Source organism: Lunatimonas lonarensis (assembly GCF_000390185.1).
GTDB classification, from domain to species: Bacteria; Bacteroidota; Bacteroidia; order Cytophagales; family Cyclobacteriaceae; genus Lunatimonas; species Lunatimonas lonarensis.
In genome coordinates this window covers 27,998-45,772 of sequence record NZ_AQHR01000073.1, presented here as the reverse complement: position 1 = coordinate 45,772, position 17,775 = coordinate 27,998, and the positions used below count along the sequence as shown (strand labels likewise).

The window sequence follows — 17,775 nt, the reverse complement described above, 5'->3', positions numbered from 1 at the left end:
TTATAGATTTCATGATTGTATGGCAATTAGTTGGTAGACCAGCCTCGGACTTTCCCTATCAAACGCAACACGGTAGTTTCACACAAATTTACAGGAAATAAATGGTTTGTAGGGAGAATTCTTTTTGCTACTCTTTTGGGGTATCATATCCAAATTATTTTAACAAAATGTTTATTTTAGTTATTTATATTATAAACTAATTTTATGTAAAAAAACAGATTATACAGTTGATCAGTAGGCTTTTAAGTTATAAATTTAGTGACTTTTATAGCATAATATGGATGTATCCAATTACATATTGTTATTAAGGTGTTTTTCTGCTCCCAATATTTTTTGTGGGGGACTGTTATGTTGCGTATTGGTCGTTTCCCCTTTGGCCGCTCAAGAAATATACCCTGTTGAGGGTTCCTACAGAACCAACCTATCACCGGGGGGGTCCGGCGTATGGAGTGACCCACTTATTTGGCTCGAGTATGACGGCATTGGCTGGGTGTCCACTGCCAGTCCTCCCGGTAGGTACAACGATGTCTTTATCTTAAGAGGTCATGAGGTGGTGCTAACCGGTCACGAGGAAGTTGGCAATCTGTATTTGTTCGGTCAAGGAGAGTCTCCTGGCCGCAAGCTAAATCTGCAGTCCTATGATTTGTCAATTTTCGGTGCGCTAAGGAGTTTGGGTGAGAATTCAGGGGGGGAATGGATTCTACATCCCAACGCCCACCCGTCTACTGACTGGATTTATCCAGAGACGGGATCGTTGGTCTTTCGAGGGGCATCAAGAACAGTAGTTGATCGGAACTCTTGGAGTGGCGTGTCAAATTATAGTCGCTTTACCGTCCGATTCAGTCCCGACCCAGATGCAACCCTTGTCGTAAATGCGGCAATGAAGGCCACTGAATTTATCATCGAAAGCGGGACGGTGCTTCAAACCTTAAATACAAACGGTACACCTGCCACCTCCACGTTTTCCTTTAATATCCACAATAGCTTTGGGGCCGAGGCATTTGGATCCCTTACGGTTCGATCGGGGGCCACACTGATATCGGAAGCCTCGGCACCTTCGGGGCAGATTCTTCGGAGGACCGGTACACGGCCGGCGGCTTCTTTTATCCTGGAGGAGGGAGGTGGGTTGATATTGTTGGGTGATCGTCCTCAGTTGGAGGCCGAATTGGTTCAGCTTCAGGGCACCGTCATTTATAATTACGATGGAGATGGGCAGCAGCGAATGCTGGCTCCTGCTTTATTGACGAGTCAGACGATAGATTCCTACAATAACATATACTTTGAAGGAAACGGAGCAAAATTGCTGCCGATGGATCTGTTTTTAACGGGTGATCTTGTAGCATCGGGTGGACCTGTCATTGGAGGTACTACCCACCTTACCTTGATAGGGGCACAGGATCAGCGGGTAGATTGGCCTGGTTTTTTTGTCAGTGATTTATCCGTTGTCAAGGATGGCGGAACCATTATGCTGGAGCAGGATGTAACCGTGGCCCGTGATTTTCGGATGTTGGGAGGCAACATGGACTTTGGCGGAAATTCGCTGGTTCTGAATACGTCCATGATTGGTAGCTACGAGTATACAGGTGGCTTTTGGCTTCGGCTCAATTCGCTAACCATCAATAATATTCATTTTGATGGAGGGGGCAGCGGCAATGTGTACCCGTTCTTTGATGATTACTTGGCAGCACCGAGAACTATCCGCCTACATGCGGAATCGGTTCCCTCGAACCAAACCATCACCATCGCCCATATTCAAACGCCGGGCACTACGCTGGCCAATGGACTGATAGATGAGGATGGCACGGAAATCTATTACCTGATGAATTCACATTTTTCAGTGGCCCATGCCGGTAGCCATACCGGAGAGCTGGAAATCTGGATACAGGGAGATGACATGCTCCTAAACGATGTTTCGGATCTCCGAGTGGCTGGAAATGGAACCGCTGCTACTGGCTTTCATGTGGAGGCTGCACTCGAAGGAAGTCGAATTTGGGCAAAGCGATCGGTAAGTTTTGAAGCACTACAGGCAGCTGCCTTTGCTCTAGCAAGTACAGAGCCTTTAAGTCTCTTGCCCATCGAATGGCGCAGTTTTTCTGCGGTGGTTCATGATGGGAACGTACAGCTGGCTTGGCAGACCAAGGTGGGCGAGTCTACCCGATTCACAATCCTACGGGCAGAGGACGCCAGTCTGGATTTTCGAGTGATTTATGAGTTTGATGCAAGTGCGTCCGATGAATCGTTTTTCTTTTTGGACAACCAACCGTTGCCTTTCAACGGGCATGTGTACTATCAGGTACTTGCATGGGATCAGGATGCGCTGATTAGTGCCAGTCCGGTTACTTCGGTTCGGACAAAAAGAAACGTGGATGACCTTCCGATTATTTTTCCAAACCCGTATCTGTCCGGCGATGTTCAAGTCCGCATTCCAGACCGGGCTTTTCGTGGAGACGTACGGGCAGTGGTTCACGATAGCAGAGGCAAACTATGGATGGATGTGGAAATATTTAGTAGGGAAGATGCAGCCATTTTTGGAACTGCCTTAACCGGTTATTTGCCGGGAATCTATTTTATTCGCTTGGTTGCAGAAGATCTGAATTACTCCATGAAATGGATAAAGAAATATTGACAATATTTTGCATTTGAAATATAGAAATATACTTTGTAAAATAAAATTCTATTTTTAATTACAAAAACTTATTTTTATTCTATAAATATTCGTATTTTTAATTAGTCAATGAGCGGCTCTAAGCAAAGGTTTTGCATGGGTCATTCGATTTTTAACGAACAAAGTCATGAAAGCGGGATGGATGAAAATACGGTCGATCGTATTCATTTACCTCCACATAGGTGTCTTTTTTGGTGTGTCCGGGCAGGTGGTCATCAATCAGACAACGAATAGCATTTCCATCCAAGAAATTAGGCTTTCGGTAGACGGATACCAGATTATCCAAACTACTAATCCGGCAACGCGTACCAATCCTCTACCGGATCGTAGCCCGGTAGTTGTTGAAACCATCCTCTTGGAGAATGGTGTAGAGATTTTTGCCACTACCAGAACGCCCATCGTACAGAATCTGCATCCAAGACTGGGAACCAACCAAATTCCCGCAAACGGGGTGGGGGTGGCCAAGTATGACGGAACCTACATCAGCCACATGAATGCCAACTTTGCACATGCGATAGAGGACGTGGTCTCTACGCCCGATTTCCGGTCCTACTGGGATATCGGAGGAAGTAACATTCCGGCCAATGAGGTATTTTTGGACGTTATCTATCCGGTGGAGATTCCCCAATCCGGCTATCTAGTCGTCTCCGAACGAGACGGTAACAGCCGTATGAACTTTCAAGCCCTGGATATTTCCGGTCAGCCAATACTGTCAGCACAGACAATTGAATTAAGGGGATATTCTTGGAATATGGGCGTTGTAAATCAGGGGAACTACCCCACTCAACCCCAACATTTGGTGGTTTTTTCTCCCCTTATGTTCGGGTCATCCGAGCCGATATTCGGCATTCGTGTCATCAATATAGATGGTGCAGATGGAAAGATAGTCTTTTTTAGAAATTCCATCCAAGTGGTAGACGATGTGGCCCCGGTAACAACCGTCGGTGTGAAAAATATCACCAACGTGCTGCTGAACGATGAGCTGATGGAACAGCCGGTTTCGTTGGAAACAGTGACGCTGTCCGTCATCGAGCCGGATCCAAACGGATGGGTGAGGCTAAATGCAGATGGCAGTGTCGATGTCTCTGCGGACGCAGAACCAGGAATATATGTCATAACGTACCAAATAACTGAGATTGGCAACTGGACCAATTCTGCCTACGGAACCGTCACCGTAGAGGTAATTACATCGCTGCCGGTCAATTGGCTTAGCGTTGATGCGCACGCTTCTCTATCGGGAGCAACGATCAGTTGGTCGGTTTCACAGGAGAAAAACAACGAAATGTTTCAAATAGCCCGCTCCACAGATGGAGCAAAATCCTTCGAGCTGATCGGAGAGGTGCCGGGAGGCATGAATACCAGTAGTGTATCTCACTACCAATTTTTTGACCCACTGCTACCAGACCGGGGTACGATCTATTATAAGGTTCAACAGGTAGACTTCGATGGCAAGACAAGCTCAAGTGAATTGGCTAGGTTGACTCGGGATTTTCCAGTTCAACCTACGGCACGCGTCTTTCCCAACCCGTATGTTGGTGGTAGATTGGAAATTGCCATGCCAATGTTATATGAAAAGCAATACGGCACCCTTTCCCTGAAATCTGGTTCCGGGCACATACTGGTTTATCATGAGGGAATTTTGGGCGATATTAAGCCCGTTTTTCTGACATCCTTGGAGGAAGTGGATGCCGGCCTCTACGTAGTTGGTGTGGTGATTTCTGGCAGATCCGAAATACTAAAATGGGTGAAGAGATGATGTTTTTATGATGACCGGGTTAAATTTTCCAGCGTAAATACCGTAATTTTTGAGAAAATTTAACGCAACGAATATTCATCTCCATGGTCTTTCTTGGTATAGGCATTAGCATTTTACTATTGGTCCTACTGATTGTATGGGTCAAGCTCGAACCATTTATCGCCTTTTTATTGGTTTCAGTAGCCGCTGGAATTCTGTTGGGGATCCCCTTGGATAGGGTAATGGCGGCGATTCAAAAAGGGATTGGGGATCTTCTCGGGGGCCTGATCATCATAATTACCCTGGGTGCCATGCTTGGTAAGATTGTGGCAGACAGTGGTGCTGCCCAGCGGATTGCCGAATTTTTGATGAAGCTGTTTGGGCAGTACCGAATACAATGGGCGATAACATTGACTTCGCTGGTAGTGGGCATTCCCCTTTTTTTTAATGTGGGGTTCGTTCTTTTGGTACCCTTGGTTTTTACGGTTTCTTATCAGTATAAAATCCCAGCTATGTACATTGGAGTGCCCATGCTGGCGGCGTTGTCTGTCACACATGGTTTGTTGCCTCCACATCCCGCCCCGGTTGCACTGGTTGCGCAGTTTGATGCCAACATGGGCCTTACCTTGATATATGGATTGATTATAGCCATCCCTCTTATTCTGGTGGCAGGGCCGTTGATGGCTCGATTGCCGTGGATCCGTTCAATGCACGTGATGCCTTTGGAAGCGTTTCGAAGCGAGATGCAGCCCTCCGAATCACTGCCCTCGTTGGCCAATAGCTTGGTTTCAGCCTTGTTGCCGGTTTTTTTGTTGATAGCGACGTCCCTGGCATTGCTGGATGCGTCTCCTGAGGTCCCGGGTTACACTTGGTTGGTGTTTTTGGGGGATCCCGGGATAGTCATGTTGTTTTCTCTTCTTTGGGCAACCGTAAGCTTGGGAATCCGTAAGGGGAAATCAGTCGCTGCCATCATGGATAGCTTTGGAAAGGCGGTAAAAGACATCGCATTGGTAATTCTGATCATTGCAGGCGCGGGGGCGTTTAAGGAAGTGCTGGTATCCAGTGGAGTGAGTGCCGAAATTGCTACGGCCATGGAGGATTGGGCCGTTCCACCTTTGGTACTGGGCTGGCTGATTGCAGCGATCATCCGTGTTTCTGTCGGATCTGCCACAGTTGCCGCGCTCACCGCGGCTGGTATTATTGGTCCGTTAGTCGAGGGTTCTGGCGTCAATGCAAACCTGATGGTTTTGGCGATTGGTTCGGGTAGTCTGATTTTCTCCCATTTTAACGATGGCGGCTTTTGGCTGGTAAAAGAATACTTTAACCTGACCATAAAACAAACGCTCACCACATGGTCTCTGGTCGAGACAGTAGCCGCAGTCGGGGGCTTGCTGGGAGTTTTGGCTATGAATTTAATTCTTTAACTTCGTCAAAAAAATAAACCTATATAAAGACATGGAAATAGCATCAGCAGAATCAAGGTTCAGTGCGCTAGGTTTGAACCTGCCACCGGCACCAGCTCCTATGGGCGTTTATAAACCTTTTGTGATCGACGGGAAACATCTTTACCTCTCTGGACACGGTCCTGTAAAAGACGATGGTAGTCTTATCGCCGGAAAGGTAGGTCGCGAGATGGACAAAGAAGAAGCCAAGCTGGCAGCCCAACAAGTAGGATTGACCATGCTATCAACGATCCAAGCTCATCTGGGAAGTCTTAATAAAGTTAAACGCGTCATAAAGGTGCTGGGTATGGTCAACAGCACGGTTGATTTTGGCGAGCATCCCTTCGTGATCAACGGATGCAGCGAGCTTTTTGCCAAGGTTTGGGGAGAGGAAAACGGAATCGGTACCCGCAGTGCGGTAGGTTTTGGATCATTGCCTGGAAATATTCCCGTAGAAATTGAAGCATTGTTCGAACTCGAATAGATTCATGGATATGTCGGAAGCAATCGGGGCTTACCTCCTAAAGGATTCTAATTCGATCGACTCTCCAGCACTTCTTATCTACACAGACGTTGTATCCGAGAATATTCAAAAGGCCATCCTGGCCATTGGAGATGTGCATCGGCTTCGTCCCCATATCAAGACCAATAAGTCGGTGGATGCCTGTCGATTGATGATGGAGGCAGGAATAGGGGCCTTTAAATGTGCTACTGTTTCAGAGGCTGAGCTGTTGGTCAACGCTGGTGCCAAAGACATTCTGTTGGCCTATCAGCCCGTAGGACCTAAGCAGGAAAGATGGGAGTCCCTGGTGCTGAGTTTTCCGGATATCAGATTTTCCTGCTTGGTCGACGATATTGACGTGGCGAGGCAGTTGGCGTCCAGAGGCGTATCAAAGCATTTAGAGTTTGCTGTTTACTTGGATATCAATGCAGGGACTGACCGTACCGGTGTGTCAATAGGTAAGCCGGCAGAGGAACTCTACCGGAGCTGCCTGGCAATGCAAGGATTAAAGGTATTGGGTATGCATGTCTACGATGGGCACGTACGACAGGAAAACTGGAATGAGCGAAAACGAGCCTGTGATGAAGGTTTTGCTCCTGTCCAAGAGCTGGCAAACATCCTTCGCTCCGAAGGAGCCAATGTGGAGATCATTGCGGGTGGTTCCACCACCTTTACGATTCATGCACTGCGTCCGGGGGTCGTTTGTTCGCCGGGTACCTTTATTTATTGGGACAGGGGGTATTCGCTGGGCCTTCCGGAGCAGCCCTACGTTCCCGCTGCACTGGTACTGACCCGAATTATTTCCTTACCCGGCCCGGACCTGGTCTGTTTGGATTTAGGGCATAAATCCATCGCTGCCGAGAATCCGTTGAAAAACCGTGTAACACTACTAGGGGTGGAAAACTGGGAACCCGTTGGACAGAGTGAGGAGCATTTGGTTTTCCGCGTTCCTGCAGGTCATTCGTACCGGGTTGGAGATGCTTTCCTGGGAATTCCCTACCATATTTGTCCGACTGTCGCTTTGTATGACGAGGCGGTCACCATTGTAAAGGGAGAAAAATCTGCTGTTTGGCCTATACTGGCGCGGAGCAAGAAAATCACCTATTGATCAATTCCCCTACCTTAAGATTCGAATAGTATGTTTACGATAGATGCACACCTAGACCTCAGTATGAATGCGCTGGAGTGGAATCGGGATCTTACCCGCCCGCTCCACGAGATAAATGGAAGGGAAAAGGGGCTTACCGACAAAGCCGACCGCGGTAATGCAACGGTATCGCTTCCGACACTTCGGGAAGGCCATATTGGCTTGGTAGTGGCCACGCAAATCGCGCGGTATGTCGCCCCTGGAAACCCACTACCGGGCTGGCATTCCCCTCATCAGGCCTGGGCACAGACACAAGGGCAGCTGGCTTGGTACAAAGCCATGGAAGATGCCGGTGAAATGGTTCAGATTACCGATTTGACCGGCTTGGAAAGTCACTTGGCATTGTGGAGTGATGGGGAGCCCGCTAGCCAAAAGCCTGTTGGATACATCCTTTCATTGGAGGGAGCCGATTCAATTATCGACCTATCCTATTTGGAAAAGTCTTTTGAATCCGGGCTACGTGCTTTAGGCCCTGCCCATTACGGTCCTGGCAGGTATGCACAGGGTACCGATGCCACGGGCTTTATGGGACAAAGAGGTAGAGAACTCCTAAGATTAATGGAGTCGCTGAATATCATCTTGGATGCCACCCATTTGTGTGATGATAGCTTTTGGGAAGCGTTGGATCATTTCAATGGTCCGGTGTGGGCTAGTCATAACAATTGCCGGGCGTTGGTGAACCATAACCGGCAATTCAGTGACGAACAGCTAAGGGCCCTAATAGAAAGGGGAGCGGTTATAGGTGCAGCGCTTGATGCATGGATGATGGTACCGGGATGGATCAGAGGGAAGTCGCTGCCCAAGGAGATGGATTGTGATCTGGAAAAAATTATCGACCATATGGATCATATCTGTCAGCTGGCCGGCAATGCCGACCACATCGGAATAGGCAGCGATTTGGATGGTGCCTATGGTAGGGAGCAAAGCCCGTATGATTTGGAGTCTATTGCCGATTTGCAGCGGATCCCAGGGATGCTTGTCAGAAGGGGGTACTCCGAAAAAGACATCGAGGGAGTCATGCATGGTAATTGGCTTCGCTTTTTGAGAAGATCATGGGCTTAAAAAAGAAACAAAATAGATTAAACAAGACTAGCAGAAATGTTAGTCTTTTTTTATTGTTATTAAACAAAAAATACCCAAACCAGGAGTTCCGAACCCACTTTTCGGGCTGAAATATCGTTTTTAATGACCTATACGACTGATTATTGTGGTTCTGGGTTCTTCGATTAAAATTTCCGTTTAATAAAAAATAAAAAAAGTTAGACATTTTTCTTGCATATGTGTTTAATGATGCATACTTTTGATTAAACAAAAACGGAAACCATGACAACACTTGAATTTAGTTACTCGTTGAACAAGCTTACCAAATCATTGAAGCCCTTTGCGCTGAAGCTGACCAGAGACGTGGATGACGCAAATGACTTGTTGCAGGATACCATGGTAAAGGCCTTTACAAACAAGGACAAATTTACTGATGGCACAAATCTCAAGGCGTGGTTATACACCATCATGAAAAACACCTTTATCACAAACTACCAGCGGATGGTACGCAGAGGTACTTTTGTGGACACCTCAGATAACCTGCACTTTTTGAACTCAGGTGCCGTGATTATCGAAAACGACGCCTACGGTGATTTTGCGATGAACGACATCACCCGTGCCATCGCGAATCTAGAGTCTGTTTACAAAGATCCCTTTATGATGCATTTCCGTGGCTTCAAGTACCATGAGATTGCTGACAAATTACAGATTCCGATAGGAACTGTTAAAAATAGGATTCATATTGCAAGGAAGCTTCTCAAGGATCAACTGAGCATCTACCAAACAAGAAACTAATATATGAGTGATAAGCACGTGGTGGTGATTGGAAGCGGATTTGCTGGTATTTCCGCTGCTACCCACCTAGCGACAGCCGGATACCAAGTGACCGTCGTCGAGAAAAACAGTACCCCAGGAGGAAGGGCTAGAAAGTTCGAATCCGGGGGTTTCGTTTTTGATATGGGACCAAGTTGGTATTGGATGCCTGACGTTTTTGATCGATACTTTGAGAAATTCGGCAAAAAAGTAGCTGATTATTACGAGCTGGTTCGCTTGGATCCATCGTACGCGGTTATCTATGGGAAGGATGATACGTTGAATATCCCCGCCGAGCTTGGTTCGTTCCGGCAGATGCTGGAGTCGATAGAACCCGGATCTGGGAAGCAATTGGATGAGTTCCTTTCACAGGCTGCTTACAAATATCAGGTCGGTATTCACGACTTGGTGCACAAGCCCAGCAGGTCGCTGTTGGAGTTTGCCCGGTTGAGCTTGCTGCGGGATCTTTTCCGGATGGACATATTCCAGTCCATGTCCACTCATGTTAGAAAGTTTTTTAAAGAAGATAAGATTATCCGGCTCATGGAGTTTCCGGTACTTTTTTTGGGCGAAACGGCCGAAAAAATCCCCGCACTCTACAGCCTGATGAACTATGCGGATATTGCCCTTGGTACGTGGTACCCCAAGGGGGGCATGCACAAGATAATTGAAGGGATGGTGTCCCTCGCAGAAGAAAAGGGAGTCACCTTTCAGTACAACAGTCCGGTGAGTCGAATAAACGTAAGCAACGGGAAAGCCACTTCTGTTACCCTGGAAGATGGGCGTCAATTGGATGCGGATGTGGTTGTTGCCGGGGCTGATTACCACCATGTGGAATCGCAGATGTTGCAGGTAGACTACCGAAACTACTCTGAAAAATACTGGGACACCCGGGTTATGGCTCCTTCGTCTCTATTGTTTTATTTGGGGATAGATAAAAAGCTGAAAAACCTTCTGCACCATAACCTGTATTTCGATGAGCCGTTGGGGCCGCATGCCGATGCCATATACACCCGACCTAGGTGGCCCGAAAAACCGCTGTTCTATGTTTCGGCACCCTCGGTGACCGATCCTAGTGTAGCACCCGAAGGGAAGGAAAACCTGTTCATCTTAGTTCCGTTGGCTCCTGGGTTATCGGACACGGAGGAGCTTCGTGAAAAATACTACCATATGGTGATGGATAGACTGGAAACGCTAAGCGGACAGGAAATCCGGAGCCACGTCATTTTTAAGCGATCTTATGCACATAGCGATTTCATGAGTGATTACAATGCGTTTAAAGGGAACGCCTATGGATTGGCAAATACGCTTACCCAGACCGCTATTTTGAAACCCTCTCTCAAAAACAAGAAAGTGGCCAACCTATATTATACCGGGCAGCTAACAGTACCCGGGCCGGGGGTGCCGCCTTCGCTGATCTCGGGAGGTGTGGTCGCAAAGGAGATAGAAAAGGAACATAAAATCAGAAAAAAACAGTAAATTCACCCTATGACTACTTCCCAGCAGCTGTTTGAAGATACGACGTTTGAGTGCAGCAAACTGATCACTCAGAGGTATAGCACTTCATTTTCGCTTGGAATCAGAACGCTCGATAAAAAATTCCATCGTTCGATTTATGGGATTTATGGTTTTGTCCGCTATGCAGATGAAATAGTGGATACCTTCCATGGCTTTGATAAAAAATCACTTTTGGATCGTTTTAGGGCAGATACGTACCAGGCGATTGACGACAAGATCAGTTTAAACCCGGTACTTCACGCATTTCAGGTGGTAGTAAATGGGTATGGGATCGATCGGGAGTTGATTGATGCGTTTCTTCATAGCATGGAGATGGATTTGGATTTCACAAAATATAACGATGAAAAATACCAAGAGTACATTTATGGGTCCGCAGAGGTAGTGGGCCTGATGTGTCTTAAGGTTTTTTGTGAGGGAGACGGAGATTCTTACGACCGATTAAAGGGATACGCCTGTAGGCTAGGAGCTGCCTTTCAGAAGGTAAATTTCTTACGGGACATTAAAAGTGATTTCGAAGAGCGGGGCAGGGTTTATTTTCCAGGTGTTGATTTTCTCTCTTTTGACCAATCGGTAAAAAGAGAAATAGAGGAGGATATACAGCGTGATTTTGACGAGGCTCTGATCGGCATAGAGCAGCTTCCAAAAGGCGCAAAGCTCGGTGTGAAAGTCGCCTACCTGTATTACCTCAAACTATTCTGTAAGATTAAAAACACCACTCCCGAAATTATTACGCAGCAGCGAATCAGGATCCCGAATGCGCGAAAAGCATCTTTGCTGCTGGCTACCTACTTTGGTTCTAAGTTGGGATTTAGTTAATGGAAGGAATGGAGAATTATTATTACTTGGGGTTGATGGTATTTACCCTATCCTATCCGTTGGCTCAGTCCTTCGAACACCGAATCAGTTATGCAAAGAAGGCCTACGCCCTTTTTCCAGCCATTTTATCGATGGCCTTCGTTTTTATCGTTTGGGACCACTGGTTTACCGTCCAAGGGGTATGGGGATTTAATGAGAAGTACCTTATCGGGGTGTTTTTTTTGGAGCTGCCGTTGGAGGAATGGCTTTTCTTCCTGATTGTGCCCTATGCCTGCGTGTTCATTTACGAGGTACTGATCTATTTTGTAAAAAAGGATCTATTTAAACCGCTATCGGTCAAGATAATGTATTTGTTGATTGGCGTACTCCTTACCCTTGGGATTTATCATTTCGATAAGTTGTATACAGGCATTAATTTCTTATTCACGTCCCTGGTGCTTGCGGTACATTTGTTTATCTTTAAAGATAAACATTTCGGAAGGTTTTTTCTGGCCTACCTTGTTTCGTTTATCCCATTCTTCTTTGTCAATGGCGTGTTAACCGGCTCATGGATAGAGGAGCCGATTGTGTGGTACAATGATGAGGAAAATTTGGGCATACGATTGGGAACCATTCCAATAGAAGATGCCGTATATAATCTGGGGATGCTTCTTATGGTAGTGACGATTTACGAAAAGATCAAAGAACGGAAAACATTTCAAAAAGGCAACGGTTATTAGGCTATGTTGAACCTTCAAGTACATATCGATCAGCATTCTGGCTTTTGCTTTGGTGTCGTATATGCCATAGAAATGGCGGAAGAAATCCTCGACTCGGAAGGGTACTTGTATTGCCTGGGGGATATCGTGCACAATGACGAGGAGGTTAGGCGGTTGACCGAAAAGGGGTTGGTGATAATAGACCACGAAGCTCTGAAAGGGCTCCAAAATGAAAAGGTGCTGATACGGGCACACGGAGAGCCTCCGTCCACCTATCAATTGGCAATAGAGAACAACCTGACATTGATAGATGCCAGTTGCCCTGTCGTATTGAAACTACAAAACCGAATCAAAAACTCCTACGACAAGGACGAGACCATCTATATTTATGGCAAACACGGCCATGCAGAGGTGATCGGCCTTTTGGGTCAGACCGGAAATAAAGCGGTTGTTTTTCAGGATATCAGCGAGTTGGATATCCCAAATCTCCCCAAAAACATAACCCTGTACAGCCAAACTACCAAGAGTACAGATAAATTTTACGAAATCAACCAAATATTGAAGGACAACGGCATTTCGATAAACACGAACGATACCATTTGTAGACAGGTTTCCAATAGAGACAAGGAGCTACGTGATTTTGCCTCCAAATTTGATCACATCGTATTTGTCAGTGGTACAAAGTCTTCAAATGGAAAGGTATTGTACAATGTCTGCAAGGAGCGTAACCCCAACACCTATTTTGTTTCCAACCCAGAGGAAGTAAGCGCTGATTGGTTTTCACCGAACCAAACCGTAGGGGTCTGCGGAGCTACCTCCACGCCAATGTGGCTAATGGAGCAGGTGAAAGAAAAGATAGTGAAATTTTGAATGAATTTGCAGCGGGATTCGTTCCTTCCAAGTGAATCCGTTTCATTGCCCATGGGAAGTAAAAGCATAGACCCCAAGGGGTCCCTCATTGCCATCTCAATCATAATTCTTTGGTTCCTAGCCTTAGCTCTCCTGCTTACGTGGGATTTGGATTACCGGCATCCTCTTTTTTTGTTGGGAATGCTCATCCAGACCCATTTGTATACCGGCTTGTTCATCACTGCGCACGATGCCATGCATGGCGTTGTTTCGCGCAACAAGGCTATAAATAATGCCTTGGGTTGGTTTTGTGCGATATTGTTTTCCTATAACTTTTACAGTAGGCTGTACCCCAAACACCACATGCATCACAGGTTTGTGGCGACAGACCAAGATCCGGACTATCATGCTTCCCATCGGTTTTTCCCTTGGTACCTTAGTTTTATCACCGCGTATGTAAACGGCTGGCAAATCTTCTTGATGGCGGTAACCTTTAATTTGCTAAAACTTGTCTTTCCCACTGAGAATCTGATATTCTTTTGGATGTTACCGGCTGTGCTGTCCACCTTCCAGCTTTTTTATTTTGGCACCTACCTGCCGCATAAAGGAGAGCACTCCAATAAACACCATGCCGGGTCTCAGCGCCTCAATCATGTATGGGCTTTCCTGAGTTGTTACTTTTTTGGGTACCACTTCGAGCACCACGATTCTCCGGGCACCCCGTGGTGGCGGTTATGGAGAGTAAAAGAAGCCAGTTGACAAGAGTGTACCGAAAATACTTAAATTTTTTCCGTTTGCTTACAAACCTTTTCCGTGATTAACGATTTAAGTAATTGTCATTTTAAAAATCGATATGAGATACTTTCTGACTATTTCGTTTCTTTTGGTAAGCTTTTTATCCGTTTTGGGGCAGCAAGTGAGTCTGCAAGGGCGGGTTTTTAATCCGGTGAACAATCAGCCCATACCGTTTGCCAATATCGTGGTGCAAGGCGCTGATATGGGTACGATTTCGGACGAAAATGGAAATTATAAAATAGCCGATATCCCTCCAGGCCTTTACAATATCAGGGCTTCTTTTATCGGGTTTAGACCGACCACGGTTTTCGAAGTTCAGATAACCCGGGCCAGGGCGGTTCAGCTGGACTTGGCACTGGAGGAAGACGCATCTGACTTGGATGAGGTAGTTATCACTTCGGAATTTTCCAGGTCTGAGGATACTCCCATCTCGTCCAGGAAGTTAAATACCAATGAGATAGAGCGATATCCCGGAGGTAACAGGGACATAAGTCGCGTTATCCAAGCGCTTCCCGGGGTAGCGAGTACCGCAAGTTTCAGAAACGATATTATTATCCGCGGAGGTGCGCCGAACGAAAACAAGTTTTTTATTGATGAGATCGAGGTACCTGTTATCAACCACTTTGCTACCCAAGGATCTTCAGGAGGCCCATTGGGGATATTGAATGTGAATCTCATCAAAAATGTGGATGTGATCAGTGGCGCTTTTCCGGCAAATCGGATGAATTCGCTTAGCTCCTTTTTTGAGTTTGAGTTGAAGGATGGCAGGCGCGACAAGATGTTTACCCAGCTTACCGTGGGAGCTTCGGAGCTTACGCTTTCCAATGAGGGCCCGCTTGGTGAGAAAACTAGCTATATCCTATCAGCCCGTCGATCCTATTTGCAGGGGCTTTTCCGTCTTTTGGGACTTCCGTTTTTGCCTACTTTTCACGATTTTACGCTTAAGACCAAAACACGTATCAACGACAGAACCGAACTCACTTTCCTAGGCGTCGGTGCCATAGATCAGTTTGCATTAAACTTTGACCTCCCGGGAGAGGAAAACGAAGAGGAAAGGGACAACCGCTTGTTTTTGCTGAATACGCTTCCCATACAGTCGCAATGGAACTATGCTACCGGTGTGAAGCTGAAGCGTTTTCGGTCCAACGGCTTCTGGACTTACGTTTTGAGTAGAAATATGCTCGACAACCGGGCCTTTAAGTACCAAAACAACGATGAATCCAACCCCCAGAATTTGATCTTTGACTATAGGTCACAGGAAAGCGAGAATAAATTTAGAGCGGAAAACAACATTTTTGGCAAGGGATACACGTTGAAGTATGGCGTTAATTATGAATATAGCCGTTACCTGATCGACAATTTTGATCGTACGGTCGAACGCATATTGGGCGCACCCTTGGACATCAACGATATCGCCCTATTTCATTCTTACGGAGCCTTTGTGCAGGGAAGCAAGAAATTTGCTGGCGAAAGATTGTTGTTGTCCGGCGGAGTAAGAATGGACGGAAGTGATTTTGGGCGAAGCGCGAGTAATCCCTTAAACCAAATGAGCCCACGTGCTTCTGTCAGTTATCAGCTTACGGAACGGTTGTTTTGGACGGCAAATGCAGGGGTGTACTATCAGCGTCCTCCATACACGGTGTTAGGTTTTAGGGACAACTCCGGCGCACTGGTAAACCAGGAAAATAACGTGAAGTTTATCCGCTCAACGCATTTTATCTCCGGGATCGAAATTCAGCGTCCAGAAAAAAACAGAAGGTTTACCATCGAAGGGTTTTATAAGTTATACGGCAACTACCCCACGTCCGTGGCAAACGGCGTGGCGTTGGCTAATTTGGGGGCAGATTTTGGCGTTATTGGAAATGAGGAAGTAACGTCCGATGCGCGTGGTCGCGCCTATGGGTTGGAATTTTTGGCGCAGCAGCGTCTGTTTAATGATTTTTATGGAATAGCCGCCGTGACGTTGGTACGTAGTGAATTCACCAATCCAAATACCGACGGATTTGTTCCCTCTTCCTGGGACAATAGGTTTATCGTGAGCCTTACCGCCGGCAAACGGCTGAAGAGGGACTGGGAAGTAGGCGCCAGGTGGAGGTTTTTGGGGGGTACCCCATTCATCCCGTTTGATATCAGCGCGTCTTCCCTCCGGTCAAACTGGGATCTGTTCAATCGGGGTTTATTTGATTTTAACCGAATTAATGCGGAACGCCTGAAGAGTTTTCACCAATTGGATCTACGGGTCGATAAGAAGTATTTCTTTGATAAATGGAATTTGAACTGGTATTTTGATATTCAAAACGCCTATAATTTTCAAGCTGAACAACCGAACCGTCTTATTGCGATACGCGATGAACAAGATCGGCCCTTAGTCGATCCAAATGATCCAAACCGTTATCTTCTAAGGAGTATCAGGGATACGGCGGGATCAATTTTACCAACTGTTGGCCTGATTATTGAATTTTAATCCCGGCAAAATCTTATCTTTGCAGCCAGATGAAATCGAGCATGACACAGCCGTCACACACTGGGAGGACAATCCACCATGCGAGATTCCATCCCGATAAACCGGGACAAGTTGTGACCGCTAAAGAACAATTATAGACACATGAAAAGATTGTGGGCGTTGTCTGTGTTGGTGGGGATGGCTGTGACGGTTGGCTTTGCCCAAAGTCCTGACGAAGAGATCGGTCAGGGAAATCTGATCAGCCAATTGTTTGATACCGCAGACAAGATCGTCGAATCGGTAAGTGGAGATTCGTGGGCAGTCATTCCTGCCTTAACCTACTCTCCTGAGACCAGTTTAGGCGTCGGTGCGCGGGCCATCAAAGTTTTCCGCTATCGTCCTAAACAGGGTGTAGACACCCGGCCATCTACCTTGCCCATCACGTTTTTGTATACCCTAAACCAGCAACTTCTGTTCTCAACGGAATTGAGTTTGTGGCAACCCGGAAATACGGGGTTTTTGAATGCGCGGATAGAAATGGCCGATTTTCCTTTCAAGTTTTACGGAATTGGTAGTTCGCCAACATCAGGGGAGTACTATGCAAGCAGATACGTGCACTTCCACCTGATGTATGAACGCGAAATCCTCAAAGGACTTTATATGGGGCCTCGTTTTGAAATCCGCCGGGAGGACATCTATCGGACGGAGGCACTGGGCTTATTGGAAAGTGGGACAATTGCAGGAAGTAATGGGCAGTTTGTTTCCGGTATGGGGGGTGTGGTCAATTTCGATACACGCGACAATATCTTTCAACCTACCAGAGGGGTTTTTCACCAGGCCCAACTGATGCTTTTTTCGCCGGCTTTTACCAGTGATTTTTCCTTTGCCCACTTGGTGCTGGATTTTCGAAAATACCTTTCAATAACACCCAAGCAGGTGCTTGTTGGACAGGCTTGGGCAAGTTTAACGGCAGGTTCGGTGCCATTTCAGCACGTATCCATGATCGGGGGAAGCGATCGCATGAGGGGATTCTTTGAGGGTAAATACAGGGATCGCCATGCACTTGTTTTTCAGTCCGAATATCGGATAAACGTATATAGAAATCTTGGAGTGGTGCTTTTTGGAAGTGTTGGTCAAGTGAGTCCTGACTTGGAGGGCTTTGGAGTACGCACGTTTAAGGCAGGTGGAGGGATGGGCATACGCTACAAATTGAATAATGAGGGACTAAATATTCGTTTTGATCTTGGATTTGGTGATCAGACGGCCTATTATTTTGGACTCAACGAGGTGATGTGATCCCGGTTACTAGCT

General features: G+C 46.5%; 14 protein-coding genes. All 14 read left to right on the top strand.

The window, feature by feature from the left end:
* Positions 1–373: 373 nt before the first annotated feature.
* The 14 genes from ADIS_RS12115 to ADIS_RS12050 all read left to right on the top strand — a co-directional run bounded on the left by ADIS_RS12115 (position 374) and on the right by ADIS_RS12050 (position 17,760).
* On the top strand, positions 374–2,626 hold the full coding sequence (locus ADIS_RS12115; protein WP_155907420.1) for a T9SS type A sorting domain-containing protein: 2,253 nt from the start codon (positions 374–376) through the stop codon (positions 2,624–2,626).
* 166 nt (positions 2,627–2,792) lie between these two features.
* Complete coding sequence (locus tag ADIS_RS12110; protein ID WP_010854814.1) at positions 2,793–4,421, top strand: fibronectin type III domain-containing protein; 1,629 nt, start codon at positions 2,793–2,795, stop codon at positions 4,419–4,421.
* A gap of 83 nt (positions 4,422–4,504) precedes the next feature.
* Positions 4,505–5,824 carry a gluconate:H+ symporter gene (locus ADIS_RS12105; RefSeq protein WP_010854813.1) on the top strand — a complete coding sequence of 440 codons (1,320 nt, stop codon included), beginning with the start codon at positions 4,505–4,507 and terminating at the stop codon, positions 5,822–5,824.
* A 31-nt stretch (positions 5,825–5,855) separates the two neighbouring features.
* On the top strand, positions 5,856–6,326 hold the full coding sequence (locus ADIS_RS12100; protein ID WP_035805785.1) for a RidA family protein: 471 nt from the start codon (positions 5,856–5,858) through the stop codon (positions 6,324–6,326).
* A gap of 10 nt (positions 6,327–6,336) precedes the next feature.
* On the top strand, positions 6,337–7,452 hold the full coding sequence (locus ADIS_RS12095) for a D-TA family PLP-dependent enzyme (protein WP_010854811.1): 1,116 nt from the start codon (positions 6,337–6,339) through the stop codon (positions 7,450–7,452).
* A 30-nt stretch (positions 7,453–7,482) separates the two neighbouring features.
* Positions 7,483–8,553 carry a dipeptidase gene (locus ADIS_RS12090; protein WP_010854810.1) on the top strand — a complete coding sequence of 357 codons (1,071 nt, stop codon included), beginning with the start codon at positions 7,483–7,485 and terminating at the stop codon, positions 8,551–8,553.
* A gap of 261 nt (positions 8,554–8,814) precedes the next feature.
* Positions 8,815–9,327 carry an RNA polymerase sigma factor gene (locus tag ADIS_RS12085; RefSeq protein WP_010854808.1) on the top strand — a complete coding sequence of 171 codons (513 nt, stop codon included), beginning with the start codon at positions 8,815–8,817 and terminating at the stop codon, positions 9,325–9,327.
* Positions 9,328–9,330: 3 nt separating this feature from the next.
* Positions 9,331–10,824 carry a phytoene desaturase family protein gene (locus ADIS_RS12080; RefSeq protein WP_010854807.1) on the top strand — a complete coding sequence of 498 codons (1,494 nt, stop codon included), beginning with the start codon at positions 9,331–9,333 and terminating at the stop codon, positions 10,822–10,824.
* 9 nt (positions 10,825–10,833) lie between these two features.
* Positions 10,834–11,679 (top strand): phytoene/squalene synthase family protein, encoded by an 846-nt coding sequence (locus tag ADIS_RS12075; RefSeq protein WP_010854806.1) that lies wholly within the window; start codon positions 10,834–10,836, stop codon positions 11,677–11,679.
* A gap of 8 nt (positions 11,680–11,687) precedes the next feature.
* Positions 11,688–12,398 carry a lycopene cyclase domain-containing protein gene (locus tag ADIS_RS12070; protein WP_010854805.1) on the top strand — a complete coding sequence of 237 codons (711 nt, stop codon included), beginning with the start codon at positions 11,688–11,690 and terminating at the stop codon, positions 12,396–12,398.
* Positions 12,399–12,401: 3 nt separating this feature from the next.
* Entirely contained in the window at positions 12,402–13,247 is an 846-nt protein-coding gene (locus ADIS_RS12065) for a 4-hydroxy-3-methylbut-2-enyl diphosphate reductase (RefSeq protein WP_010854804.1), read from the top strand.
* 51 nt (positions 13,248–13,298) lie between these two features.
* Complete coding sequence (locus ADIS_RS12060) at positions 13,299–13,985, top strand: fatty acid desaturase (protein ID WP_035805817.1); 687 nt, start codon at positions 13,299–13,301, stop codon at positions 13,983–13,985.
* Between the two features lie 94 nt (positions 13,986–14,079).
* Entirely contained in the window at positions 14,080–16,485 is a 2,406-nt protein-coding gene (locus ADIS_RS12055) for a TonB-dependent receptor (RefSeq protein ID WP_010854802.1), read from the top strand.
* A 141-nt stretch (positions 16,486–16,626) separates the two neighbouring features.
* Complete coding sequence (locus ADIS_RS12050) at positions 16,627–17,760, top strand: BamA/TamA family outer membrane protein (RefSeq protein ID WP_035805784.1); 1,134 nt, start codon at positions 16,627–16,629, stop codon at positions 17,758–17,760.
* Positions 17,761–17,775: the final 15 nt, after the last annotated feature.